21 protein-coding genes and 3 pseudogenes are annotated in these 24,464 nt (G+C 59.3%); 16 read left to right on the forward strand and 8 right to left on the reverse strand.

Annotated features, from left to right (window positions below; genetic code table 11):
* Window positions 1-58 precede the first annotated feature (58 nt).
* Window positions 59-1,402 carry an alkaline phosphatase family protein gene (locus RW095_RS19535; protein WP_317017745.1) on the reverse strand — a complete coding sequence of 448 codons (1,344 nt, stop codon included), beginning with the start codon at window positions 1,400-1,402 and terminating at the stop codon, window positions 59-61.
* 581 nt (window positions 1,403-1,983) lie between these two features.
* On the opposite strand from RW095_RS19535, the gene RW095_RS19540 reads away from it, so the two are divergent.
* Together RW095_RS19540 and RW095_RS19545 are read left to right on the forward strand one after the other, a co-directional pair.
* Window positions 1,984-3,666 (forward strand): phospholipase C, encoded by a 1,683-nt coding sequence (locus tag RW095_RS19540; protein ID WP_317017747.1) that lies wholly within the window; start codon window positions 1,984-1,986, stop codon window positions 3,664-3,666.
* Window positions 3,667-4,309: 643 nt separating this feature from the next.
* Window positions 4,310-4,684 (forward strand): cupin domain-containing protein, encoded by a 375-nt coding sequence (locus tag RW095_RS19545; protein WP_317017749.1) that lies wholly within the window; start codon window positions 4,310-4,312, stop codon window positions 4,682-4,684.
* A 781-nt stretch (window positions 4,685-5,465) separates the two neighbouring features.
* Here the strand turns inward: RW095_RS19545 and RW095_RS19550 are convergent.
* Window positions 5,466-6,341 carry an SDR family oxidoreductase gene (locus RW095_RS19550; protein WP_317017750.1) on the reverse strand — a complete coding sequence of 292 codons (876 nt, stop codon included), beginning with the start codon at window positions 6,339-6,341 and terminating at the stop codon, window positions 5,466-5,468.
* 114 nt (window positions 6,342-6,455) lie between these two features.
* Complete coding sequence (locus RW095_RS19555; protein WP_317017752.1) at window positions 6,456-7,055, reverse strand: short chain dehydrogenase; 600 nt, start codon at window positions 7,053-7,055, stop codon at window positions 6,456-6,458.
* Between the two features lie 173 nt (window positions 7,056-7,228).
* Here RW095_RS19555 and RW095_RS19560 point away from each other — a divergent pair.
* From RW095_RS19560 to RW095_RS41520, 3 genes and pseudogenes are all read left to right on the forward strand, one after another.
* Window positions 7,229-7,528 (forward strand): annotated as a pseudogene (locus RW095_RS19560) (hypothetical protein); the annotation flags it as partial.
* Window positions 7,529-8,026: 498 nt separating this feature from the next.
* A pseudogene (locus RW095_RS41765) lies at window positions 8,027-8,280 on the forward strand (H-NS family nucleoid-associated regulatory protein); the annotation flags it as partial.
* A 51-nt stretch (window positions 8,281-8,331) separates the two neighbouring features.
* Window positions 8,332-8,598 carry a hypothetical protein gene (locus RW095_RS41520; protein WP_394365101.1) on the forward strand — a complete coding sequence of 89 codons (267 nt, stop codon included), beginning with the start codon at window positions 8,332-8,334 and terminating at the stop codon, window positions 8,596-8,598.
* Window positions 8,599-8,607: 9 nt separating this feature from the next.
* On the opposite strand, the pseudogene RW095_RS19570 reads toward RW095_RS41520, so the two are convergent.
* From RW095_RS19570 to RW095_RS19585, 4 genes and pseudogenes are all read right to left on the reverse strand, one after another.
* Window positions 8,608-8,854: pseudogene (locus tag RW095_RS19570) on the reverse strand (hypothetical protein).
* A 56-nt stretch (window positions 8,855-8,910) separates the two neighbouring features.
* Window positions 8,911-9,081 (reverse strand): hypothetical protein, encoded by a 171-nt coding sequence (locus RW095_RS19575; RefSeq protein WP_317017754.1) that lies wholly within the window; start codon window positions 9,079-9,081, stop codon window positions 8,911-8,913.
* A 115-nt stretch (window positions 9,082-9,196) separates the two neighbouring features.
* Entirely contained in the window at window positions 9,197-9,667 is a 471-nt protein-coding gene (locus RW095_RS19580; protein WP_317017756.1) for a PRC-barrel domain-containing protein, read from the reverse strand.
* A gap of 774 nt (window positions 9,668-10,441) precedes the next feature.
* Window positions 10,442-11,077 carry a malonic semialdehyde reductase gene (locus RW095_RS19585; protein ID WP_317017757.1) on the reverse strand — a complete coding sequence of 212 codons (636 nt, stop codon included), beginning with the start codon at window positions 11,075-11,077 and terminating at the stop codon, window positions 10,442-10,444.
* A 2,049-nt stretch (window positions 11,078-13,126) separates the two neighbouring features.
* Here RW095_RS19585 and RW095_RS41525 point away from each other — a divergent pair.
* From RW095_RS41525 to RW095_RS19630, 9 genes are all read left to right on the forward strand, one after another.
* Window positions 13,127-13,393, forward strand: coding sequence for an EAL domain-containing protein (locus RW095_RS41525; RefSeq protein ID WP_394365102.1), 267 nt, complete (start codon window positions 13,127-13,129; stop codon window positions 13,391-13,393).
* Window positions 13,390-13,833, forward strand: coding sequence for an EAL domain-containing protein (locus RW095_RS19595; protein WP_317019899.1), 444 nt, complete (start codon window positions 13,390-13,392; stop codon window positions 13,831-13,833). The genes RW095_RS41525 and RW095_RS19595 overlap by 4 nt, the downstream gene beginning before the upstream one ends.
* 195 nt (window positions 13,834-14,028) lie before the next feature.
* Window positions 14,029-14,343, forward strand: a complete 315-nt coding sequence (locus RW095_RS19600) for a transposase (protein ID WP_317016305.1) — start codon at window positions 14,029-14,031, stop codon at window positions 14,341-14,343.
* Window positions 14,340-14,999 carry an IS3 family transposase gene (locus tag RW095_RS19605; protein WP_317017758.1) on the forward strand — a complete coding sequence of 220 codons (660 nt, stop codon included), beginning with the start codon at window positions 14,340-14,342 and terminating at the stop codon, window positions 14,997-14,999. The genes RW095_RS19600 and RW095_RS19605 overlap by 4 nt, the downstream gene beginning before the upstream one ends.
* 191 nt (window positions 15,000-15,190) lie before the next feature.
* Window positions 15,191-16,276, forward strand: a complete 1,086-nt coding sequence (locus RW095_RS19610; protein WP_317014833.1) for an IS110 family RNA-guided transposase — start codon at window positions 15,191-15,193, stop codon at window positions 16,274-16,276.
* Window positions 16,277-16,598: 322 nt separating this feature from the next.
* Window positions 16,599-17,648 (forward strand): IS110 family RNA-guided transposase, encoded by a 1,050-nt coding sequence (locus tag RW095_RS19615; protein WP_317014819.1) that lies wholly within the window; start codon window positions 16,599-16,601, stop codon window positions 17,646-17,648.
* 18 nt (window positions 17,649-17,666) lie between these two features.
* Complete coding sequence (locus RW095_RS19620; RefSeq protein WP_317014817.1) at window positions 17,667-17,960, forward strand: IS3 family transposase; 294 nt, start codon at window positions 17,667-17,669, stop codon at window positions 17,958-17,960.
* A gap of 801 nt (window positions 17,961-18,761) precedes the next feature.
* Window positions 18,762-18,932, forward strand: coding sequence for a hypothetical protein (locus tag RW095_RS19625; RefSeq protein ID WP_317017759.1), 171 nt, complete (start codon window positions 18,762-18,764; stop codon window positions 18,930-18,932).
* A 136-nt stretch (window positions 18,933-19,068) separates the two neighbouring features.
* The gene (locus RW095_RS19630) at window positions 19,069-20,010 is read left to right on the forward strand and encodes a nitrilase-related carbon-nitrogen hydrolase (protein WP_394365103.1); all 942 of its coding nucleotides are present in this window, start codon (window positions 19,069-19,071) and stop codon (window positions 20,008-20,010) included.
* Between the two features lie 227 nt (window positions 20,011-20,237).
* Here the strand turns inward: RW095_RS19630 and RW095_RS19635 are convergent, their stop codons facing one another.
* Entirely contained in the window at window positions 20,238-20,939 is a 702-nt protein-coding gene (locus RW095_RS19635; protein ID WP_317019901.1) for a TetR family transcriptional regulator, read from the reverse strand.
* A 540-nt stretch (window positions 20,940-21,479) separates the two neighbouring features.
* Here RW095_RS19635 and RW095_RS19640 point away from each other — a divergent pair.
* Window positions 21,480-21,701, forward strand: coding sequence for a hypothetical protein (locus RW095_RS19640; RefSeq protein ID WP_317017760.1), 222 nt, complete (start codon window positions 21,480-21,482; stop codon window positions 21,699-21,701).
* A 174-nt stretch (window positions 21,702-21,875) separates the two neighbouring features.
* Window positions 21,876-24,383, forward strand: coding sequence for a DNA ligase D (ligD, locus tag RW095_RS19645; protein ID WP_317017762.1), 2,508 nt, complete (start codon window positions 21,876-21,878; stop codon window positions 24,381-24,383).
* Window positions 24,384-24,464: the final 81 nt, after the last annotated feature.

Genomic DNA, 24,464 nt, shown 5'->3' on the forward strand with positions numbered 1-24,464 from the left:
CTGCCATGGGAACTTGCGGTCTGCCGGCGCCGGTGCCCCTTGGCGTGAGCCGCCGGTTCTAGCGATGCGCATACAGGGGCAGAAAGGGGTCCTTCGACCGCGGAGCGCCTTCGCTCGTGGGCCGCGAGTCACCGCTCGCAGCGACGGGCGACGGGCATTGCGGGATATCGGAGCGAGGGGTAGAAAGGCTCAACATCTTCGAGAAGCTGTCCGCTGCGCGCCCGCGCGCCGTCAAGTTGAGCGCTCCGTTGAGCCCAAGCAGCGTATCCGTTGTTTTTAGAATTGAGCTGTGGTCGTACACCGAATGGTCTATGGTGCCAGCAGGAACGAATGGTGAGACGACGATGGCCGGTACGCGTACGCCTAACCTGTCAAACGCAAAGTTATGGGTTTTCAGGCGGCCATTTTCCGGCGAGCCCGGCGGCTCCGCATTCGGAGGTGTCACATGGTCAAAGAAGCCGCCATGCTCATCGAAGACGATGAGCAGGACACTGCTTGACCATAGTTTGCTGCGACTGATGGCATCGTACGCTTGCTTGACTAACGCTTCCCCTTTTCGAACGTCGCCAGCCGGATGCATCGAATTGCCGTTCCGGAAGTCATTCTTCGCATCGTACGTTGGCTCGATAAAGATAAATTTTTCGGTCAATGAATTATCAGCAAGCCGGGCAAGCAGCGCATCCATTCGAACGAAACGACTGAGCAGATTTTGCATCCCGTGAATACCGCGGGCCTGTGCAACGTCGCCTTGCACGATAAGCCAGTCGGAGTCCTGAAGCTTTGAGAAAACGGTCCCATTCGGAAAAGTGAAGAGTGGCGCGTTGAAGAACACCGCTTCAACAACTTGCGCGTCACTCGGAGAATGGTCAAGCCCGGACGAGGTGCCCGCAACGGCAAAGAAACGATTCGGCCACGTTGGTCCCGGCATCGACGCGAACCAGTTATCGCACACACCGTACTGGCGGGCCAAAAAGTTAAGTACCGGGAGCTGGTCCGGTGTAAAGGCGTTAAAAGCGTCGGCTACTACGTCGGAATGGTCCTCGTACGTCGCGGCAAAGCCCATCGTCGAAGTGTCCGTCGCAAATGGTGGATAGCCGTTCGGACCGACAACCAGGGAGTCATTACGCACGGTATCTCCACTGGCGACCTGTAGCCCGCACAGCTGGACACAGGCGTCGGTAAATTCGTGCCCCGGGTCAAAGCCGAGCGCGTAGGGCGCACCCTTTCCGAGCTGATAAGCCGTCCCCGACCGTCCGAAATTGACTATGGGCGTCGCCGGCAGTCCGTTGGCGATTGTGGTCTCACCTCCCGGTGTGACCCCAGTCAGGTTTGACCATCCAAACACGCTGTCGTAAGAACGATTCTCAAGCATCAGAACGAAAACGTGATGTATCGCTGCCATAGGTCACCCCAGAGTTCTATTGCCCGTGCTCTTTCATGGTGGCGGCAAGCCAACACAGAAGGCACTCGGGCCACCACTGTCAGTTCGACCTCGTGCCACCTACTGTTAGACGCAAGGAACTGGTTTATTTATATGCTGGCTTCCCGAAAACGCAATGACAATACACACGCTACGCGAGTGCCCGTTGCGTTATTCCGCTATCAGCGCATCGCGCCAAAGCGCTCGCCCGCGCCCGGCGCTGAATTGTGAGCGCTACGATTTACTGCGGCGAAGCCGCGACCGCCGTCAGAGGGCTGGGTCCCTCCCCGCCTGAGAGGATGCTCGGTGGTCGAACTCCGCCGTTGGCAGGTTGCGGGAATACGTACCAGTTGCCGTCATCGTTGAGACAGACGAGAACGGGCGCGCGACGCTACGTGGCGTCGAGACGTCTTCCATGGCCGGAGCGGGCGCTTTGTTCTTCCTCAGACTAGCGGCCAAATGAGCTGTCGTCGCGGGCGCAGGTGCGAATCCGCACTTTAATTGCAGCATTGGGAAATCAGACAGGTAAGATTTAGCCAAAAGACCTTCTTGGGAGTTGGCCAATGTTTTTCAGAACCGTTCTGCGAGGCGTTGCATGCATCTCTCTCACCCTGTCGCTATGTGCATGGGGCGGTAGCAGAAACGCGTTGGCCGCGGCGTCGACACAAGACCAGCTTCCGACCACCACACCCGTGAAGCACCTCGTTGTGATTTACAACGAGAACGTCTCTTTCGACCACTACTTTGCCACCTACCCAAATGCAACCAATCCGTCGGGGGAACCTATCTTTAGGGCTGCAGCGGGAACTCCGGCGGTTAACGGTCTGAGCGGCACACTGCTGACTAACAATCCAAATTTCATCAATAAGCTCAACGGTGCGGGCGCAGCGAATCCGTTCCGGCTGGACCGCATGCAGGCTGCCACAGCCGACCAGGACCACGCCTATACGGCAGAGCAGCAGGCCTATAACAATGGCGCGGCGGACCTGTTCCCGTTGTACGCCGGTAAAGGGTCACGCGGAGGTGTAGGCGCATCCCGCACGACCGGGCAGGTTATGGGCTACTTCGACGGCAACACCGTGACTGCAATGTGGAACTACGCTCAGCATTTTGCGATGAGCGACAATGCATACACGGATACGTACGGTCCGTCGACGCCCGGTGCGCTGGAGGTTATCTCCGGCCAGACTAACGGTGTGCAACTGGTCAAGACCAGCCAGCAGCCGTTCAATCGGAGGTCCGCCCCCGATTCGTACTACGTCAACGACGGCCATGGCGGCGTTACGCTCATCAATGATGTCGACCCGGCGAATGACCTTTGCTCGAGCAGGAGCGACCAGGTTCTGATGTTCGGCAAGAACATTGGCGACCTGCTCAACGCGAAGAACATAACCTGGGGTGGCTTTATGGGCGGCTTCAACCTGTCAACGTCCAACCGCAACGGCACGTCTGGTTGTGAGCGCAGCACAGTCACGCCCGCGGTCGGCCACACAACAGCCGATTACATCGCCCACCACAACTGGTTCCAGTACTACGCATCGACGTCGAATCCGAAGCATTTGCGTCCTAGCTCCACGGCAGCCATCGGCTACACGCTGCAGTCCGACGGCAAGACGGTTGACCCGGCAAATCACCAGTACGACTCTGACGATTTCTTCGCCGCTGTGAAGGCCGGGAACTATCCATCGGTGAGCTTCATCAAGGCACCAGCGTACCAGGACGGCCATGCTGGTTATTCGGACCCGCTTGACGAACAGGCGTTCACAGTCAAGGTAGTCAACTTCCTGCAGCAACAGCCCCACTGGAAGAGCACGGCGGTTATCGTCGCGTGGGACGACTCCGATGGCTGGTACGACCATGCTTATGCGAATCCTACGAACTCGTCGTTCGACCCTGAGGCTGACCAACTGAATGGCCCCGGAAAATGCGGTGCGGGTGCGGCTCAGGCAGGTGTAAACGGCGCAAGGGTGAACGGCCGATGCGGCCCCGGTACACGTATTCCGTTTATCGTGATTTCGCCTTGGGCGAAGGTGAACTACGTCGACCACACGCCGATTACGCAGGCATCGGTGGTTCGCTTCATAGAAGACAACTGGCTCGGCAGCCAACGGCTTGGCGGTGGCTCCTTTGATGCAACAGCCGGTAGCATCCTGGGCCTCTTTGACTTCAGTGGGAGCGGCAGCAATCCGACCGTGTTCGTGGACCCGAACCGGGGCGTGGTGGTTCCTTCGGTACCCGCCTTCTAATGCCGCGATTCGCTTCAGAGCCAGACGCGGATGCCCGTTGGGCTGCGGAGAGCAGTACATCGCGGCAACAAACCACTCTTGGAGGCTTCCGCTAAACGATGTCCCGGCGCGACCAGCGGCGCATCTAACAATCCGCCCGCAAAGACACGCGCGTCCATCTAAAGTGGCCGTTAGAAAAAGTTAAAACCTCATTCGCTAGATATGTCTTTACTCATTCGTATCATCCAAGAGTCTCTTAGACATTAAAGCCATTCAATGGATGGGACTCTTTTTAGGGCGGGTAACCGCATCCTGCGGATGCTCGAAGGAAGCCTCATGCGCAGGGAAAGAGGGAACCACCTTGGCCCGGCTTAACGCAGTGCTGCAACGCAGTGCAGCTTATAGCTCTAGCTATGAGCATCGACGGGCAGAAATAGTCCGGCGAAGCGGACAGCACACCTCTGCGACCCAGTTCGCCGTTGCTGGCGCGTTGCCGTCGCATTACGTCACCGTGCCTTGACGCCCGGGCCGGCGGGCGGGACACTCAACACGAGTCGTTGTGCGGCCGACGTCTCGCGCGGGGCTGAGTAGCACAGACCTCTGAGCCACTCTGACGTGGCACGTCGAATGCCGACTGGAACATAGGCCGTGAAAGGGGAAACCCATGGCGTTTGCGCTGACATTTTCACAACTGTTTTCAGACGCGATTGGCGAAAGTCATTTTGGGTCAGTAAACCTGCAGCTGGCAACCCGCAACTTCGCGCCCCCCGCTAAACCCTTTGACGTGTCGGATTTCGCGGCAGCGACCCGCTTCGGATTTTTGCGCGCGCCCAGCGGATGGGTCGGCGACCTTCATCCTTCGCCCATGTGCATGTGGGTATTTGTTCTCAGCGGGGAAGTTGAGTTTGAGGCCAGTGACGGTGAACGACGTCGCGTCGCGGCAGGAGGCGCGATACTGCTTGAGGACACGACGGGCAAGGGGCATCAGAGCCGTGTCATCGACGACGTGCCAGCGCTTCTCGCGGTGGTTCAGGTTTGATGTCGTGGTTTCCTTGCTTGAGGTGCAAGCCCATGCCGTCGCGTTTAAATCATGCTCGAGAAGATGTAAGTTCGAGCGATGAAGCTGAGGACGTCGCCTGCCGCCACAGCCAAGACGACGACCACGGCACGTAGCAATACCATCGATGAGTCGGGACAACTAATACACAGCGGCGCGGGTCATGCAGTCCTGCATTTCACTGCGGCGGCGTTAGCAAGCGGCAGTACGCTCTCAGCTGGCTCATCGCCTCCGGCGGAACACACTGGCACGGCGTCTCGACTGATACCCGGGATTTTGCCGTTTGCTGGCGGGACCGTGGCTCGAGCGCCAGCCTTCGAGCTTCGTGTGCCAGCGACGAGCTTTCGGACAGGGCGCCGTTGTTCCACATCCAGAGCGGAAGAACGGTAACGACAGCGCAGTTCCGATGTCCTGCACGACGACGAAACAGCGGTCGTCCCCTTTGCTGTAGACCAAGTAAAAGTGCCGGTCGGGTGGGGACTGCCCAAGTGACACGCATCGACCTGCGTCCACCATTTCTCGCACAGATGTAGGCAACAGAGTTGACCGTTGGCTTATCCGTTCTTTTGCGTGAGGTGCGACCCACGACCGCCGAGAACTGGACCGTCTCCTGGAGAAATGAATCCTTGCCTCCTACGCGTTTATAGTGCCTGCAAGTCAATGCTGTCTTCTGGCTCATTGCAGCGTGGCCATGGGCGGTTCTCGCGGGGCGCGCGGTTTGCCGTATCAGGTTGACGGGGACAGCTGTGTGGTCCGCTCAATCTCATGAGCGATTCGCAGGCTTTATCATATTGTCCGCCCCTAGCATGCCTGGCAAGGCCTCAACGAAGAAATCTGCCTGTAATGCTGCGCCAGCCTTAACGTCGTATTGCGAGAAGTCCCGGACACCAGCCGCCAGGAGCACCTCGTCATCGAGAAAGAAATTTCCCGAGCACTCCCTGGATGGGCGGGTCAAGATATAGTGGGCCGCGTCGGCAACTATTTCCGGCTTGCGGCACGCAGCCATCATCTCCGCACCACCAATCTCGTTTCGCACCGCGGCCGTCGCAATCGCAGTTCTCGGCCACAGCGAATTCACGGCGACGCCATGCTCCCTGAATTCGCCGGCTAGCGCCAGCGTGAAGAGGCTCATCGTGTATTTGGCGATGGCGTATGCAGGGAAGTCTTTGAACCACTTTGCATCGGTGACCAGCGGTGGCGACAGCGTCAGGATATGTGGATTCGGCGAATTGAGGAGGTGAGGCAGGCAGGCTTGAGCACAGACAAACGTGCCTCTCCCGTTCACCCCGTGCATCAGGTCATACCGCTTGACGGGCGTATCCAGCGTTCCCGTCAGCCGGATGGCGCTGGCATTGTTCACGAGTATATCGATGCCTCCGAACACTTCGACGGCCCTCGCAACCGCGCCCTTTACGCGTTCCTCATCGCGAATGTCGACGACCAGCGCAAGCGCCTTTCCGCCAGCAGCTTCCACGGCCGCCGCCGCCGTATGTACAGTGCCCTCAAGCCGTGGGTCCGGGTTGGCCGTCTTCGCTGCAATCACGACGTTCGCACCGTCACGTGCCGCCCGGAGTGCAATGGCAAGTCCGATACCGCGACTGCCACCTGACATGAATATCGTCTTGCTGGCGAGGTTCATGGTCGTCTCCTTCATACTTGCCCTGGTACCTGGTTACGTACAAAAAGCGGCGTTGCTGCGAGTCAAAACAGAACGACTGAAGCCAACCGCCGTTACTGGACGGCTGCGCTGCTTTCACGACTTCTTAACTGGAATAACCTGTCCTGTGATGTCCTCGACCAGACTTCGGTCGTACGCCTGGGCCACCACCGCGGCGGGGGTACCTGCGGAATAGGCCTGTCCCATCGCGGCAAGCGTTTCTGAAACCCAGCCTGGGCTGACGGCATTAACCCCTGCTTTGCCCCGCAATTCGAGAGCTGCGGACCGGACGAACGCCTCGACCCCTGCATTCACGATGCCCACTACGGCACTCCCTGTGACCGGATGCAGGGAGAGAATGCCGCTGGTGAGCGTCAAGGACCCACCTTGGGTAACGTGGCCGCCCGAACAACGGACCAGATTGACCTGCCCCATCAGCTTGTTGGCCAGGCTGAACGCAAAATCTTCATCCGTCAGCGCTTCAAGCGGTGCGAATTTCGCCGCGCCCGCAGCGCAAATCACGGCATCAACGGTTCCGAGCTGCCGGTACATTGAGATGATGGACGCTCTGTCTGTGAGGTCCACGAACTGGTCTGGGCCATTGCGGCTCGCGCCAATGACCTGGTGTTCAGGCGAGAGCAGTCGAACGATTTCCTTGCCGATTAGTCCGGTTGCGCCAACTATCAGCACGCGCATAGGTCCTCCTTATCCGGAAGGGTCGCGCCAGCGCGGAGCGACGCATCGAACGTGGCGCAGAGACGAATGAATATCGTACTACTGTCCGAGGCGACGCGAACCAAGCGTTGCCACCCGGGTTCTCGTTCGCAAACATGGAGCTTTGCCGACCGTGTTTTGTCAAGGTTGGAGGTCTGACATCAGAACTTGCGGATTTGCCTTGGCATCGGGAAGGACGCTTTACCGCTGGCGTCGGGATGGGTGTCGACTCGGGGCTACCGGACTTTCGCGGTACGGTGGGATTCTGCGCGTACCCGGCCGTGAAGCTTGCCGGTATGAGCTTCGAAGAGATTGCGTAGCCGTCGGCAATGTGGCGCATGCCCTTGCCTGACTGGGGCTTCTACGGTCACCGACTCGCGCTATACCGGAGCACCGAGCCCCATGCGGGCTTCGACATTCTGCGCTTCTGGGCCGCGCGCATGGAGAAGGGAGGCGTCATGACGGGGTGGCTCGCGCGTGTTTCGACGCTCGTCGTTGTCGAGCTTCGTGCAGCACGCGCCATGCCGACTGTGTTCTCACGCGCTCGGAGTAGTATGGTCACGTACGCCTAACCACCAGGAGGGGAGACGATGACTACCTGTCAGCAATGTGGTGGCCAAGGAAAAATCACGTGCGAAAAATGTGGCGGGACGGGGAAGGTGCAGATAACCGAAGTCGAGACTGTTTCAGACGTGTCTCACACGTCCAACACCGTCACGTGCCCGAAATGTGACGGAGAGCGGTGGCAGCTCTGCCATCGGTGTTACGGCTCCGGAGACGTCCATGATAACGAGACCTCTGATGTTTTCGACCCCGAAGGCAGAGATACTTGACTTCCTCGGAGAGCGCCCGGAAGACTCAATTGGCAATCGCAGTTGCGATAGAGGTGTTGATGTGCACGCCGCATAGTCCCGCGTTCTGGTAGCGGGTAAGGCGCCTTTACAACCGACCCGTCTAACTATCGCGACCCGAAGACCGGCGCGACCTGGTCGGGTCGTGGGCGCGCGCCGGGCTGGATTGCCAGCGCTAAGGACCGTTCTAAGTTTTTGGTTGAAAGTAACGCAGTGTCGTCCACTCCTGCTGCCAAAAAGTCAGCGAAGGCCGGAAACATGTCAGGGGCTCCCAGCCGGCGCTCTATCGTGACCCCAAGACCGGCGCGACGTGGAGTGGGCGTGGCCGCGCGCCGGCGTGGATTGCCAATGCGAAGGACCGCAGCAAGTTTCTGATTGGTGACGCTACGGCGGGCGAAAAGAAGCCGATGCAAAAGGCTGCTGTCGAGAAGGCCCCGGCGGCGAGGAAAGATGCTGCCAAGAAGGTCGTGGGCACGAAGATGCCGGCAAAGAAAGCGCCGGCGAAAAAGACCGCACCGACGAAAAAGGTTGCGGTGAAGAAAGTGGTCCCCAAGAAAGCCCTGGGCGGGAGCGTGCGGGCTAAGACGGCATCGGCGGAAAATGCGCCGCGCCACAGCGTAGCGGTGCCCGCTCCGGTGGCGACAGTCGAGTCTGACGCCGAGTTGACGACCTGAACGTAGTGGTTAGGTGCCCGGTGGACCGGCGATTTTCCGTTTCCACCGGCACACCAAGCCGACGACGTTCTCTTGCGACTTTGGTGCCGGGCGTTGCGCGGCTTGCTGTTGAGCGTGCTGCTTCGCGACATGTCTGCCGACCATACCGCCACCCACCGCACCAACGACAGCCTGGTGCCCGCGTAATGCCCGGCGACTCCGCCCACAACCGCGCTCTTGAGGAGCCTGCGGCGTTTGTAGTGAGTTGAGCGCGCAAAGCGTCCTTAACAAGCCGGTCGCTCTGTGGCTGGAAACTGTCTTTCCGCGCAGCGCCTACTCTGGCGCATCCTCGTCGAACAACTCGTCGTCCTCTGACTGCAGGACAGGAGCCGCGCTCCCAGATGCGTCTGAACCGTCGCTGGTGGCCGGCGCGTTCGCCGGCTGCCTGTCGGCGTCGTCTTCGGGGCCAACCTTGTGACCCTGCTCCTTTCGATGTTTCGCCATTGGTGTGCTCCTTGACCGAAGTAGCGGTCCATTGCCCAAAAAATCGCACGCACTGCCGCGCATGTATGTGGGGCAGGCGGCAGCCACCGTGTATGCTGCCTGCCCGAATGAGCCGTCAAATGTCCGTAACGTCGCTTCTGCTGACATCACGGGTGGCAGACCAGTACGGGTCGCGGTTGTAGTACTGATGTACGGTCGTGCCCCACTGCGCATCCGCCATGGAGGGCCAGTGGTCCTTGTCGAACCCCGGCTCGTTCCTGATTTGTTCCGCGGTTATATCGACGAAAAAGCACTTCTCGTCAGTATCCAGCGTCAGCGCGCTCCAGGGAATCGCGTGCAGTTGGCTGCCCATTCCGAGAAAGCCACCCTCGGCAAGAACGGCGTAGGCGATGCGGCCGCTACGCACGTCGAGCATGATGTCGGATATCTTGCCGACGTGTGCTCCGTCAGGCGATATCACCTTTGTGTCATCCAGAGTCGCCGCGGCCATCACGTCTGGCCCCGGCCCATCGCCAACGCCACTGCCGACAATGTTCGCGCCGGTGCTGCCTGTCTGCGCTTGTGTTTTGGGGTCAAGAGTTGTCATGGTCGTCTCCTTGAAGCTAGTGCCCTTCGGCGCGCAACGCGCGTGCCACGGCGAGGCCTGACTTTTACATGTTCTGGACAAGCCTTTGGAACGCAGCCAAGGATGCACTCGAGCGTCGTCCTCGCAGTTATGAAGTCTCACAACGTCGGACTTTCGACATTGGTCGCGGGGCAATTCGACGACGCGTCACAGGCGTTGGATGCGGTTGCCTTGTCCACGCGCCAGCGGGACGGTCCCAGGTACTCGGAAGCGCAAGTCCCCCGCACGCGTCCGCCAAGCGTTCAACCAGGAACGCATCGATGGTGCGCCGCAGCTCTTCCATCGCAGCCGGCTTGCGAAGGAATGCAGTCCAACAACGAGTCACATACGCGGGCTCTGGCCTGGCTGACAACATAAGCACCGGTGTTTCGGGAACGCCGGCTGGCATGTGAGGCGGCGGCAAAGCTCTGCACCATCCATTTCCGGCATTTCCCAGTCGGTGATGACGAGCTTCGGATACCATCGAGCCCCGACATGGAGTCCGCTGATACGTCACCCGTGATGAATACAATCTCGCTCACGGTCCAGCTCTGGTCAGGCAGCTGGCTGCAAGACTTTTGGATGGCTCGGGCCATGCTGCGTGTCGCCTAGGCCAACTGCGAAGGCGGAGTATGCACAAGTCTGGTCTAGCAGCTGACTGGCCTTGCCTTCTGATAGAAAAGCAAAAGCAACGGGCCGGCTACCGGCTAGCCCGTCGTTTTGCGGGTTCATCGGGCGCTCTGAAGACGGACCTGTTCACAAAAGCGTGCACGCCTGGTCGAAATCAAGGCGCGGCCCGCGTGGATGAAGTCCGGAAGCATCACCGTACCCTAGGTTGCACAGGAAGTTGGATTTGATGTGGCCCTCCGGGAAGAACTCTTCGTCGGTGTCTTGGTCGCTTTTTCCAGCGCCAAAGAACTCCTCGTCGACCTTGGCGTTGTCGAATCCTGACATCGGTCCGCAATCAAGGCCCAATGCGCGAGCGGCGAGAATCAGATAGGCCCCTTGGAGAGAGGAGTTGCGCCTCGCAGTTGTATCGACCAGTTCCGGTGTGCTTGCGAAGTGGTCGCGCATGCCGGGGTTGTGTGGAAAAAGCTTGGGCAGCTTTTCATAGAACTTCAGGTCGTAGGCGATGATGGCGGTCACGGGAGCGTTCCTTACCTTGTCCACGTTTCCAGGGGAGAGCGCTGGTACCAGCCGTTCCTTGGCTTCCCGGGTGCGAAGGAAGACGATTCTTGCAGGATTGCAGTTGGCGCTCGTGGGTGCCCACTTCAAAAGGTCATATAGCTGACGCAGTGTTTCATCAACCACGGCTTGGTTCAGCCACGTAGCATGTGTGCGAGCTTCACAGAAGAGAAGATTGAGCCCGTCATCATTCAGCACCGTGTTCATAAAACCTCCTTGATTGGGAAGGTTGACGCGACCGCTTGCGGTGCGCTTCGACTATCGGAATTGTAGTCGCGGCTTCGAGGTTGGATACCGACAGATACTTTGTGGACCAGTGGTAGCATCACGTCCAGCTCACGAGAAACGTCGCCCTTGTGATGAAGACGATTCAGAATCCCATAAGGCTATATTCGAAGAGAGAAGCAGGCAATTTGGCGCGAGCCGCGTTTGGCGGTGCCAAGCAATCGTAGATGGACGCTGCGGGCGCGGCGGCATCGGTCTACGCTGCAGCAGCAGACCGAGACGAATGCGCATCACGCGGTTAGAACAGGCTGTGCTGGTACGTGTCGCTAATAGTGGAACCGGCCTCGACCACGAGGCGAGCATCCATCAAAGTGCTGTCGCTTGAGCGACTGATGCAGCTTCCATGCGACAGATGGCCGCCCGAAGGTGAGGCAAGTCGATTCCGCGAAAGCCCCACCGTTTTTTCGACTCGTTTGTTTAGTGGCCGCTGTCGGCGTTGCATCGTGGCAAATGACCGCAGGTAGGTAATCCAGATGGGGTCAAGCTACCACTTGCGCTGGAGCTGTCGGACACGCCGCCATACCCGGACGTGTTGTTGTTCATTTCGCCGTGCATCGTATCCAGTGCGCTCGAGACAGGGTCTCCGTGGTAGGTCATGCCGGCGGTCGCCGCGCCATGCGCGTTGCCTCCGCCACTCCCACCATTGCCATTTCCACCACCCTCCGCAAACGCGGCCCTCTCGCACAGCATGCAGCGACGGTCGCACAGGCCAGGGCAACCTTCAGTGAGTGCTTCATGATAGGTCTCCTGCAATTCGATACGTCTTGTTTCCGGAAGCCGTCGAACCGTTCATCCAGTGTGTAGGTCGGGGCGGCATATTACAAAATGCTTATTTTCTTTTTTCAAAAATACGACTATGGTTAGCACTGCGCCCTCCTTTTTGCGCACCGGGCTTACCGGCCCTCTGGCAGTTCTTCAGGTGCTCCTGTTGCCTCGAATGCCAATCGCGGAATTGCCGCGTTACCTGTTTCTCCCCCGTACCCGGTCGAAGGCCCAAGCCAGAAACACAGTTGCCGCAACCGGGTTCCGGCACCAGGTGGAATCGCTGGCGTCGCCTGTTTGTGCGCGCACGCCGCCTCCTTCGCCCGCTGCTATGTCATAGCGGCTGCAAAAACTGTAACCCTGATTTCGTCGTAAAAGGAGTAAGCCATGAAGACGACGTTTCTCATGTCTGCAGGGCTCCTGGGAGCACTCTCGCTCGCGAGCGCGCAGGCTCAGGACAATTCCGGGCAACAAAATGCGCAATCTGCATCGACCTCTACGAGTGCCTCTCCGGGCACATCGACCAGTGCGGCTCCCGGCACGTCCGGATATGGTGGTGTATCCGGGAACGCCAGTGCGAGCGGAAGTATGACCCACTCGGGATGGGTCACCTGTGGTCATCAGCCTCAATGCAACGTTTACGGCGGCCACTAAATCAAGCGTTTGAAAGTGGTGGGTCTTTTGCGGATTAGCTTCTTGTCTTAGCCGCAAAAGACCCACGCTGAGCTTCCGGCCGTTTCGCCAAAACGAGCGCGCAAACATGACAGTCTTATTTCTCTCCTGATTGACAAGAAACCGGCGGCGCCCGCTACCTCTTATCGATTGCGCGCTCCCCACGCTGTCATCTTCTCGCCTTAAAACTCGCGCTTTCGCCGCCTACACTCTCAACGTTGCCCCGGCAACGTTCCCATGCGCATCGCGCGCCTTCGCATGGAGAGAGACATGTCGACGAAATGCATCGCGTTTTCCAACAATGCCGTGATTCTGGTGGCCTGACCGTTCGGGCATAAGCTTGAGAATTGTGTCGGCTGTGATGTCCGGCGGATTTCAGCCGAAACGGTAAACGTCCATAGCGACGAGCCACAGGGCGAGTCGCTTCCCGCCATGGCGGGATTTGCCGGCGACCTGAACGCGGGCGAGAGCGGGCTACCGCCGCTTGCATGAGTCGGTACAGAAAAATCAGTTCACGCTTTTCTATCAACCGCAGTATTGCGCAAAGTCGGGGCGGCTTACTGCCCCGAGGCTCTGATTCGGTGGAACCACCCCAGCCGCGGACTCGTATCTCCAGGAGACTTCATTTCGGTGCTGGAAGAGACCGGGTTCATCATCGAAGTCGGGTACTGGTCAATCCAGCAAGCTATCGGCGCACTGCATGACCTCGATAAGGTGGGGCCGCAATGCGCTTGCATGTCCATCAACGTGTCAGCGAGACAGTTTCGGGACAGTGGTCTTGCTGAAGCAATCCGAGCGCGCTGAAAAAGCACGACATGAAGGGTTCGCGGGTTGTCGTCGAAATCACTGAGTCCACACTGATGGAAAGTCTTGAACATGCGCAAGCGGTCCTTGCGCAGTTCCGGCTCCTGGGCGTACGTATTGCCATCGGCGATTTTGGTACCGGTTATTCAAGCTTGAGCTACCTCACGACATTTCAGCCGCACATCGTGAAGCTCGACAAATCGTTTGTTGACGGGATTGCGACAGACTGCGCGGCCAGGACAGTGGTCGAGGCAGTCATCGAGTTCGCGCACAAGCTAGGCATTCTCGTAGTCGCTGAGGGCGTGGAGACCGAATCGCAACTTGAGATTTTGCGTTCAGCGGACTGCGATGAAATCCAGGGCTATCTGTTGGAAAGACCGGAGCCATACGACGCTATCTCTGCTTTCCAGAAGCAGGAACTGACCACACAGCGAAGCTAATGGGATGCGCGGCTTGGTGGCGCCTCGCCGGCGCGCAATCTGACGTGCACCAGCGTTCACGGCGGAACGTCGCGCCGCAGGCGCTCCAATCCCCTAAGCCCCTTGTTTCACCTTCCTACGTTTGCGCATTCTCTAGCGTACTGAAGTTGACCCGTGAAAACGGACACCTATTCTTTTTGAAGAGGAGGTGTCGAAATGGGCAAGACTCGTACACCGTACCCGGCGGAGTTCCGGGCGCATATGGTGGAATTGGTCAAGGCCGGGCGTACACCGCAGGAGCTCGCGCTGGAGTTCGAACCGACGGCACAGACCATCGTCAACTGGTGCGCGCAGGCTGAGCGTGATGCTGGCGTACGGCATGACGGGCTGACCACGGCTGAACGGCAGGAACTGACGCGTCTGCGCCGTGAGAATCGCCAGTTAAAAATGGAGCGCGACATTCTCTCGCAGGCTGCGGCCTGGTTCGCGAGAGAGACGGGAGCCGTGCCACCGAAGGGTACGGATTCATGAAAGCGAACCGGGCCCGCTGGCCCATTGCCAGGATGGCACGGCTGCTCGGGGTCTCGACGAGCGGTTTCTACGCGTGGCTGGTACGCGAGCCATCGCAGCAAGCATCCAGCGATGCGCTGCTGCTGGCGCGCATCCGTACGCTGCATGCGAGCTCGCGCGGGACGTATGGCGCGCCACGTATCCACGCGCAGCTCGCACGCGAAGGCATGCACGTGGGACGCAAGCGGGTGGCGCGGCTCATGCGCATCGCAGGGTTGTGTGGGGCCAGCCGGCGGCGCTGGCCACGAACCACGCGGCAACGTGCGGGGGCACGGCGCGCACCCGACCTGGTACGCCGGCACTTCAGCGCTGATGCGATGAACGTGCTGTGGGTTGCAGATGCCACCTACATCCCGACTGACGAGGGCTTTCTGTATCTGGCCGTGGTGCTCGACGTGTTCAGCCGGCGCATCGTTGGCTGGGCGATGTCCAATCATCTGTATACGGAACTGATGCTGCGAGCGCTGGACATGGCATTGCAGCAGCGCCACCACGATGGGGTGATTCTGCATTCGGACAGTAAGAATACGGGTACCAGATGTTTCCGGGCAGTCACCGTTTCGAAAGAGGGGCTTTCGGGAGAGGTCTGGTGCCGTAGAGCGTTCCGGGCGACCTGACCCACATTCCGATCGACTCAATGTCTTTCCCTGGACCCGTCGGTCCTCTGGAACTGCCGAACGGCGAGGTTTCACCTCGTCGATACGTGTGACTCAAGAAGGGCCTGACGCCCTGTCACTTTACTGTCTTGTCCAGGTACTCGATGCCGGTGAGATCGCCCATATCCTATCGGCAACCGGAGCGAGGCTGTATGAAAGAAGAACAGGCTACTGCTGGCCGTCGCAGCATCGTAGGCGGCGTTGATACGCATAAGGATCTGCATTTCGCGGCTGTGGTTGACGAACTTGATCGCCTTCTCGGCAGCGAATGCTTCCCAACCACGCGGCACGGCTACAAGCAGATGTTGCTTTGGATGCGCTCATTCGGTGAGCTTGTCCGGGTCGGCGTCGAGTGCACCGGGAGCTACGGCGCGGGCTTACTGCGCTACCTGCAGCAGGCCCATGTAACCGTGCTGGAGGTCACCGCACCGGATAAGAGCGACCGGCGCAAACGTGGCAAGGACGACACGCTGGACGCCTACAACGCGGCTCACGCTGCCTTCGCCGGCGTGCGTACCGTCACGCCCAAGACGCGCGATGGCATGATTGAGTCGCTACGCGTTCTGAAAGTCTGCCGGAAGACGGCCATTTCGGCGCGTCGCGTCGCTTTACAGCTGATCCACAGTACCATCATCAGCGCGCCCGATGAATTACGTGAATCACTACGCGCGATGACACGAATGCAGCTCATCCGAACATTGGCTGCGTGGCGTCCGGATCTGTCGGACTATCGGAACCTGACCTCTGCTTGCCGAATTGCACTGAAGTCACTGGGACGTCGGTATCTGGAGTTGCACGACGAGATTGCCGACCTCGACGTCATGATCGCAACGCTCGTGGACGAACTCGCCCCCGATCTTGTCTCGCGAAATTCGATTGGTTACGCGTCGGCTTCGCAACTGTTATTGACCGCAGGCGATAACAGCGACCGGCTTCAGTCAGAGGCCAGCTTCGCCGCCCTTTGTGGCGTGAGCCCCGTCCCGGCGTCCTCCGGTAAGGTGACGCGACATCGGTTAAATCGCGGTGGGGATCGCGCAGCCAACAGCGCCTTGCACATCATTGCCATCGGTCGCTTGAGAACCGACGCTCGCACAAAGGCCTACGTCGCCAAACGTGTCGGCGAGGGGCATTCGAAACTTGAAGCAATCCGCTGCCTCAAGCGCTATATCGCGCGGGAGGTCTACTACGTAATCCAGCAACGCAACCGCCAGATCACGCAGGCTCAAATTACCGCTTGATCTTTAGAAGGGCGTCCAGGGCTGTCAGTACACGTCCATTGCCTTCGGCCGACGTTGTCGCGAGGCCGGCGTGCAACCGTCAATGGGGACCGCCGGCGACGCCTATGACACTCAGTCCAAAATACGCCTTGAACGTCGTTCCGATCTGACCCAGCCTATGATTGGCCGCGCTGCCTTCGCGTTGACCTGTCGATTGGATTCGACGTTCCCCGAGCGTTGCCGGGCCCAGCGTCTGTGACCTGATAGGAGCTTCGTATTGCGCCGTGAGTGTCCTGTCCTGCGATTGGGGTTGGCGATGCGTTCACCCACAAGGAAGACACGAATGGAACAAGTGGAAGTGATTTTAGGCGTTGATACCCATCTGGATGTTCATGTTGGAGCCGTCATCAATCAGACGGGAAAACTGCTCGGAACCCTCACTGTTTCGGCAAGTGCAAGCGGATACCTGGATCTGCTCATCTGGGCGCAATCGTTCGGCGTGCTTCGTCGCGCCGGCGTAGAAGGGACCGGCACGTATGGCGCCGGGCTGACGCGCGTCCTGCTGGATCATGAGATTGAAGTCCGGGAGGTAAATCGGCCGGACCGCGCGGATCGCAGGTTTCGAGGCAAATCCGATACCACCGACGCCGAAAGCGCTGCACGCGCCGTGCTTTCAGGCAAGGCCGCAGCGATCCCAAAAGACAAATCGGGCGCTGCTGAGGCTATGCGCGCTGTCACCGTCTCACGGCGAAGTGCTGTTAAGGCGAAAACCCAAGCCATCAATCAGCTGAGAAGCTTGCTCGTCAGCGCACCTCAAGACATTCGCGAGCGCCTTTCGAGCACAAAGATCGCCGAATGCGTTGCGAACTGCGCTCGCGTCAGGTCGCTGGGCAACACTCCTATGTTGCAGACTCTGGCCATCACGCTTCGCTTGCTGGCGAAGCGGTGGATGGCTTTGGAGGATGAACTGAAGGCGCTTGATGCAATGTTGGAGAAGCTTACCAACCAGTACGCTCGTCGGCTTAGGGGGCGCTTCGGTGTCGGACCTCACACCGCCGCGATACTCGTTACTGTTGCGGGCGACAACCCTGAACGACTAAAAAATGAAGCGTCTCTCGCAGCGCTTTGCGGAACGAGCCCTCTCCAGGCGTCATCTGGTAAAACAGTACGGCATCGACTGAATCGCGGGGGAAACCGTTCTGCAAACAACGCGCTATGGACAATAGCGATGGTCCGCATGCGCAGTGACCCGAGAACCAAAGCGTACGTGCAACGTCGCACCCATCAGGGTATGTCGAAGAAAGAAATTCACCGCTGCTTGAAGCGGTACATAGTCAGAGAACTCTATCCTCTCATTCTCGCCGATCTAGCGGATTCCAAAGCCTTCGCTTGACATAGGAGCGTCAACGCGATGTGTGAGTCGTTCTTCGGCACGCTCGAGGCAGAGCTGCTATCGCGCGAACACCTTGCAACTCATGAGCAGGCGCGTCGGCGCGTGTTCTCGTTCCTGGAAGGTTGGTACAACGTACGCCGCCTGCACAGCAGCATCGGGTATTGCTCGCCGCTCGAATTCGAAAACCTGCATGCGCCGCATCAGCCCTCACCACAGCGCGGGTTGCCCACCGCCGGGCAGCGTCAGGGTCGAGAGAAGCGACCCGCCGCCCGGCCGTGGACAACCCGCGAGTCAACCCTTAACGGAGGCTAGACCAAATCGAATCGCTGACTACAAATCTGTCCGTCAAACCGGGTCAACCTCATACATCTCTTGTTTTTGTGAATGCCCCTTGGTGGAGAGGAGCCCCGCCTTATCCTGAGCGAGGCCTTCAGACACGTTCCAAAGCATCGTCGAGATGCCCCTCGGAGCCAGCGTCGCCCGTCAGCCGTTCGCCTCAGGGCGCTAACTTCGCCACCCTGTCAGGTATCTCAAGGCTATCCCACAGTACCGGCTATCCCGCGACCGCTGCCGTTGACGTCCGACCAGTCGCGCGGCTGCTCCGCGGAACGGGCAGCTCTATGTATATCGCGCAACTGGGGTGATGATTTCGCATGGGACGGACATGCTCGAAAATCTGGCTACGAGCAAGGGAGATTTGCCTGCAAAAAATTTCGGAATGGCTGATGGTGAGCTGCGAGAAGATGAGCGTCGAAGCGGTTTACTTCAATATAGGGAAGCAAAAATCTCGCTTCTTGCGTCCCTATAGTGCAGCAAGCGACTTCCAGAGTGACTGCGCAACTCGGCCGGTCGACCGAGCAGGAGGCGGTCGCGCCCGCAGACCGGTGTCAGTCGGGTGAAGCTTATGACGGTCAGTGTTGCCCTGAGCACAGTATTCGAACCTGAGGGCTCTGTCGTAAAAATTCTTTGAGAGCGCCAACCTCTGCGTGCCCACTTACCTCGATGAGGTACCGATGGCTGTCCAACGTCCTTTTGCTTGGTCCCAGCGCCGATTGAATCGTTCGCGGTGGATGTGAGCGTCAGGCAGAAGTCGCGCAGCGAGGTGCGGAGGTCATGCCGTTTAGCCTCAAGGCTACGACTCACATCTTCACCAAATCGGACGATGGCGGAAACCAGCAGGCGATTGCGAAAAACCCATCTGATGGCGTCCGGATTCGGCTGATTCGAACGCACCTGCGTAAAATCCAGAAGCAGTTTCAGCGTGACCTGGTCGTGCGCGATTGAGGGCTTGGTATCAATGCTCCTGTGCTAACAGACGTTGTAAGGAAAGCCTCGGCGCGCCCCCGCACCCTCATTCTCAGGTTGCAGCTCGCCTTGCGCCAGCCTAGTGTTCGATGAACGAGCCTGTCTGGAGGTCGACGTGGAAAAGTCCTTGCGTGCCGCAGTAGTTCAAACCGGAGCAGCCGTGTTCGATGTGGCACGCACCCTCGACAAGGTCGAGCTGGGCGCGTCCTCGGCATCGAAACAGGACGCGCAACTGGTGGTCTTCCCGGAGGCCTTTGTGTCGGCCTATCCGAAGGGGCTCGACTTCGGGTCCACCATTGGCGGCCGGACGCCGGAAGGACGGGAAGAGTACCGCCGGTACTTCGACAGCGCCATCGAAGTGCCCTCCGTGCACACCGACCTTCTTGGCCAGATGGCCGGCGACCTGCAACAGTACATGGTTATCGGCGTCGTCGAGCGAGGTGGCGCGACACTCTACTGTACGGCGCTCTTCTTCGGCCCGGAGGGTGCGCTGCTCGGCAAGCACAGGAAGCTCATGCCCACCGGCGCTGAGCGGCTGGTCTGGGGATTTGGCGACGGGTCAACACTGCCAGTCTTCGACACGCCCTTCGGCCGTCTGGGGGCGGTGATTTGCTGGGAAAATTACATGCCGCTGCTGCGGATGGCAATGTACGCGAAAGGCATACAGATTTATTGCGCCCCGACGGCGGACAGCCGGCCCACCTGGGCTCCCTCAATGCAGCACATTGCGCTCGAAGGGCGTTGCTTCGTGCTATCGGCCTGTCAGCATCTGCGAAGAAAGGACGCGCCTGAACACTATGCTGCCATTCAGGGAAACGAACCGGATACCGTGCTGATGCGCGGCGGCAGTTGTATTGTCAGTGCTCTGGGCGAAATCCTCGCAGGTCCAGTGTTCGATACAGACGCCATCCTTGTGCAAGAACTGGACTTGGGAGACCTGGCCAGAGCCAAGTATGACTTCGACGTTGCCGGGCATTACGCGCGCTCTGACGTCTTTCGGCTGCACGTGAATGAAGCGCCGATGCCTCCCGTCGTTTTCGAGCAGCGCCCTCTCTAACACACCTGTCAGGGAAGCGCGCACGTCGACTTCGTGCCCGTAGCAGGCGCGGTCTTCGTCCTGGTCGACGGTGACCAGGCCCTCGAAGTCGAGGCTAAGGTCGTCACCGTCGTATTCGTCCAGTATGTTCCGCCAGGGGAGCTCGATAAACGAGATGGAAGCCGAAGGCGGCGAAAGCTCGAACGGCACGGCAACGATAGGATGACAGACGGTGACGGCAATCTCCGTCAGTTCATTCTCGCCCCGTCTTCCCGTGCAGCAGCGCCAGCGCTCGCAGGATAGAGTGATGCGGCAGCCGATGCTGGCCTCAAAAACGAAAGCAGCATCTCGACATGCATTGCGGACACTGCCTCGATAGCAGACGGCTCCGAGTAGTCCCGCCCGATGAACGCTTTTAGCGTGAACCGGTTGGACACCACGTAATAGCCCATTGCGACCAGGGTGACATAGAAATCCAGCGCGTCTACATCGGCGCGGAAGTCGCCGGCCGCTGCGCCACGCGCCAAGGTTGCGCTTAACAGGCTAATCACCGGCGAAATGGCCTCTCGCAGTTTTGGCGAGCGCTCGAGATATTGCCCTCCGTGCAGATTTTCGTTGTTGATGAGGTTCAGCCACTGTGGGTTTGACCTCAGGTAATCCCATATGGAGAGTGCGAGCGCTCGAATGGCGTCTGCGGGTTGCAGCCCCGACAGGTCCTGGCTCACTTCATGATTCGCGAACTCCACGTACATGGCCTCAAGGACGGCGACGTACAGCCCTTCCTTGCTTTCGAAGTAGTAGTAGAGCATCCGCTCGTTCGTGCCGGCGGCGGTGGCAATTGCGTCAACGCGCGCCCCGGCGAGCCCGAGCGTTGAGAACTGTTGCGTCGCGGCTTCAAGAATGCGCCGGCGCGTGCCCTCGGGGTCTCTTTTCACTTTGGATTCGTTCATTGTCGGCTGCTCCATCTTTGCAGTGGAAAGCTCTGGTGACGCCGCCATTATGCGCGTCGCACACCGCTTGTAGAATATCGCTCTGCCAGGCGCACTCGCGAAGCCGTTGACCATTACGCTAACCACGCAGAAGCGGTCGCCACGGACGTCGCCGTCGAAATAAGCTATATCCCGATGCTCGCCGGTTAAGCTCGCGCCTGCCTGCCTGCCTGCCTGCCTGCCTGAATGCGCCCGGCTCGCCTCAACCTGTGAGCACCTGCGTCCACCTTGCGCCGCTTTCAACGCACCCTTTGATTCGGCTGATTGGGCCACTATTCTTTTTGGGCATGGGAGTTCGCCGGTATACCGCGCGACAGGGTTGATGATTTCGAATCGGACACTCTGCGCGCCGAAATCTGGCCACGTGCGTGGAAGATTTGCGCACGCAAAAAATTTCGGAGTCTTGTTCTTCCCGAGAAACTCCAGTCGCACAACCTTTTCACGAAGCGGTACGTGTCTTGCTCCCACTTTGTTTCCACAAAGCGAAAGAGGGAGAGAAAAATGGCAGGCGACAACTCTTACAAGCCGGGCGAAATCGTCAAGGTGTCCGGCATTTACTCGGTCGTGCATGACGATGGCAAAGACACGTTCGAGGTGACATGCGTCGAGGGCGAACACTTCCCGCCAACGCGTAGCGGCAAGGGCGCGCATTTCGAGCTTAAGTATGCCGCGACCCATTCGCACAAACACGGCGAGCTTAAAGGTATAGAAGCCAGAAGCTAGTCCGCTACCGGCATAATCCGAAGGCCACCTTGTGGCGGACCTACAACCTGCCTCGATTGCTGCTGCGGCTACAGGAATTGGGCCGCTTGCAGGTCGTTGGCGCCGGAGCTGGATTTTGAACTGCAGTGCCGACGCCATCGTCCGGCATTACACCGTCCTTTGCCGGCTGGAACTATGGTAACCGCCCGCGAACCTTCGACTCCATCACTTGGCCGGTATCGGAGAAAGCGGGACTTTACTGTCACGCCTGAACCGGCGCCTGCCAAGCCAGTCACACGCGAGCCCGCGCCTCTGAGCTTCGTCGTTCAAAAGCATTGGGCTAGCCGCCTGCATTACGACTTTCGTCTGGAACTCGATGGTGTGCTGCTCTCCTGGGCGGTTCCGAAGGGCCCTTCCTACGACCCCAAGGAAAAGAGGATGGCCGTCCACGTGGAAGACCATCCGGTCGAATATTCGGCGTTCGAAGGAACGATTCCACGGAAGCAGTACGGGGCCGGGACGGTCATTGTGTGGGACCGCGGGACGTGGGAGCCCGTCGGGGACCCTCGTAAGGCAATGAAGGCTGGCAAGCTGGTCTTCCAACTCCATGGCGAAAAGCTCGCGGGTCTCTGGGAACTGGTCCGCATATCCAAGCCAGAAGACAGCCAGGACCAGTGGATGTTGTTCAAAAAGCGCGACGAGTGGGCGCAGCCGCTAGCCGAGTACGACGTTATCAAGGCGCTTCCCGACAGCGTCACCAGAAACCCACTAGGTCTCGTCGAAGAGCGTGAGCCGAAGGTGGTCCGGCCCGTGCACGGCGATGTGTCGGCGATGGAGCTATCGGCCGCGGTCAGCGCGCCACTGCCTGCAAAACTCGAACCTCAGCGCGCGACCACGGCCTCGTCGCTACCGACGACCGGCGACTGGATAGTCGAATCGAAGCTGGACGGTTACCGGATGCTGGCTCGGGTCGACAAGGGGCGCGTACGGCTGTTCACGAGCGGTGGCCACGACTGGACGAAGAAACTCGCGACGCTGGCCACTGAGGTTGCGAAGCTACCCCTCTCGAGTGGATGGCTCGATGGTGAGATAGTGGTCCTCAGAGACGGGCTGCCGGATTTCGGCGCTTTGCAGACAGCGATAGATGGAACAGCCAATGACGAAATCGTCTATTTCCTGTTCGACCTTCCGTACTGCGACGGGAGTGACCTGACTAACGTCCCATTATCGGCGAGGCGCGCGCGACTGGCGCAGCTTCTTGAGAAGGATAGCGACCGCATACGCTTCAGCCAGGATTTTGACGCTCCAATCGTGCAGATGTTTGAAGCCGCAGCGGGACTGGGACTCGAGGGGCTGATGCTGAAGCGCCGCGACGCCCGATATGAGTCCGGACGGACGCAGACATGGCTGAAAGCGAAATGCCGGTTGAGGCAGGAGCTTGTTGTCTGTGGATTCACCGCCAGGGGCGGCAAGGATGGCGAAGTGGGCAGTTTGCTGCTCGGCTACTACGTAGGCAAAAAGCTCCACGACGCGGGTAGCGTGGGCACTGGCTGGAACGCTCGAACAGGCCGGGACCTCTGGCAGCGCCTGCTTCCCCTGGAACGCGATGCGAGCCCATTCGACGTTGCGGTATCGAAGCCGAGCCGCTGGTCCAAGCGTGCCGCCGGCGCTGAACGTTGGGTACATCCAGAGCTGGTTGCCGAGATTGAATTTGCGGAGTGGACAGACGAAGGCGTTGTCCGACAGGCTTCCTTCAAGGGCTTGCGTGCTGATAAGTCCGCGCACCGCGTAGTCCGTGAAACCGGGGAAGCGCTGAAGCCCGCTCCTCCCTCGCAGGTAAAGGTCACGCATCCGGAGCGGGTCGTTGACCCTACGAGCGGCGTCAGCAAACTCGAACTTGTTCGGTATTACGAAAGCGTTGCCGAATGGATGCTGCCGCACCTTGTAGACCGGCCAATTGCAATGGTCCGCGCGCCGACAGGTATAACCGGTGAGACGTTTTTTCAGAAGCACGCTGAGAAGACCGGAATGCCTGGTCTGAAGGCACACGACCGCAATCTGTGGATGAATCATCCGCCGCTGCTGACCGTCGATACGGCGGACGCATTGCTGTCTGCGGCCCAAATGAATGTTGTGGAGTTTCACACGTGGAACTCGACGTCGCAGCACATTGATACTCCGGACAGGGTCATCTTCGACCTCGACCCTGGCGAAGGAGTGAAGTGGAAGCAGGTTCAGGAGGCCGCGCTTCTTACGCGAGCGTTGCTTGAAGAGCTTGACCTGCAAGCGTGGTTGAAGACGAGCGGCGGTAAAGGGCTGCACGTCGTCGTTCCGCTCGCGCCCAGACTCGACTACAAATCCGTCAAGTCGTTCTCGCAGGCGTTCGTCAGACATCTGGCGAAAACGATTCCCGACCGCTTCTCCTCAACATCAGGAGCAGCGAATCGAATCGGCAAAATCTATGTCGACTATCTGCGTAATGGCAAGGCGCAAACCACTGCCGCCGCCTTCTCCGCGCGGGCGCGGCCAGGAATGGGCGTCTCGATGCCCGTGTCATGGGAACAACTGTCTGACCTCAAAAGCGGTGCACAGTGGACGGTGCAAACGGCGAGGGAGTATCTTAGCTTTCACACGCGAGACCCTTGGGAAGCGTACTGGTGGGCGAAACAGTCGTTGGCGTCCGCGATAAAGCGCCTGCGATGAAGTTCCTGCGTTGCAACGGCGGGCGCCGGCAGGAATAGGGGCTACGGGCGAAAGGTTTGTTCAAGCGCGGCAGGCGCTGAC

The organism is Paraburkholderia kirstenboschensis, assembly GCF_032806925.1.
GTDB lineage: Bacteria > Pseudomonadota > Gammaproteobacteria > Burkholderiales > Burkholderiaceae > Paraburkholderia > Paraburkholderia kirstenboschensis.

Bases quoted from the DNA above. Each gene is read 5' to 3' on its own strand.
- RW095_RS19580 (WP_317017756.1), bottom strand. From the start codon at position 9,667: ATGACAACTCTTGACCCCAAAACACAAGCGCAGACAGGCAGCACCGGC.
- RW095_RS19575 (WP_317017754.1), bottom strand. From the start codon at position 9,081: ATGGCGAAACATCGAAAGGAGCAGGGTCACAAGGTTGGCCCCGAAGAC.
- RW095_RS19610 (WP_317014833.1), top strand. From the start codon at position 15,191: ATGAAAGAAGAACAGGCTACTGCTGGCCGTCGCAGCATCGTAGGCGGC.
- RW095_RS19555 (WP_317017752.1), bottom strand. From the start codon at position 7,055: ATGCGCGTGCTGATAGTTGGCGCAACCGGACTAATCGGCAAGGAAATC.
- RW095_RS19625 (WP_317017759.1), top strand. From the start codon at position 18,762: ATGCCGTTTAGCCTCAAGGCTACGACTCACATCTTCACCAAATCGGAC.
- RW095_RS41520 (WP_394365101.1), top strand. From the start codon at position 8,332: ATGCAAAAGGCTGCTGTCGAGAAGGCCCCGGCGGCGAGGAAAGATGCT.
- RW095_RS19540 (WP_317017747.1), top strand. From the start codon at position 1,984: ATGTTTTTCAGAACCGTTCTGCGAGGCGTTGCATGCATCTCTCTCACC.
- RW095_RS19600 (WP_317016305.1), top strand. From the start codon at position 14,029: ATGGGCAAGACTCGTACACCGTACCCGGCGGAGTTCCGGGCGCATATG.
- RW095_RS19545 (WP_317017749.1), top strand. From the start codon at position 4,310: ATGGCGTTTGCGCTGACATTTTCACAACTGTTTTCAGACGCGATTGGC.
- RW095_RS19620 (WP_317014817.1), top strand. From the start codon at position 17,667: ATGTGTGAGTCGTTCTTCGGCACGCTCGAGGCAGAGCTGCTATCGCGC.
- RW095_RS19605 (WP_317017758.1), top strand. From the start codon at position 14,340: ATGAAAGCGAACCGGGCCCGCTGGCCCATTGCCAGGATGGCACGGCTG.
- RW095_RS19535 (WP_317017745.1), bottom strand. From the start codon at position 1,402: ATGGCAGCGATACATCACGTTTTCGTTCTGATGCTTGAGAATCGTTCT.
- RW095_RS19635 (WP_317019901.1), bottom strand. From the start codon at position 20,939: ATGAACGAATCCAAAGTGAAAAGAGACCCCGAGGGCACGCGCCGGCGC.
- ligD (WP_317017762.1), top strand. From the start codon at position 21,876: ATGGTAACCGCCCGCGAACCTTCGACTCCATCACTTGGCCGGTATCGG.
- RW095_RS19615 (WP_317014819.1), top strand. From the start codon at position 16,599: ATGGAACAAGTGGAAGTGATTTTAGGCGTTGATACCCATCTGGATGTT.
- RW095_RS19640 (WP_317017760.1), top strand. From the start codon at position 21,480: ATGGCAGGCGACAACTCTTACAAGCCGGGCGAAATCGTCAAGGTGTCC.
- RW095_RS19585 (WP_317017757.1), bottom strand. From the start codon at position 11,077: ATGAACACGGTGCTGAATGATGACGGGCTCAATCTTCTCTTCTGTGAA.
- RW095_RS19550 (WP_317017750.1), bottom strand. From the start codon at position 6,341: ATGAACCTCGCCAGCAAGACGATATTCATGTCAGGTGGCAGTCGCGGT.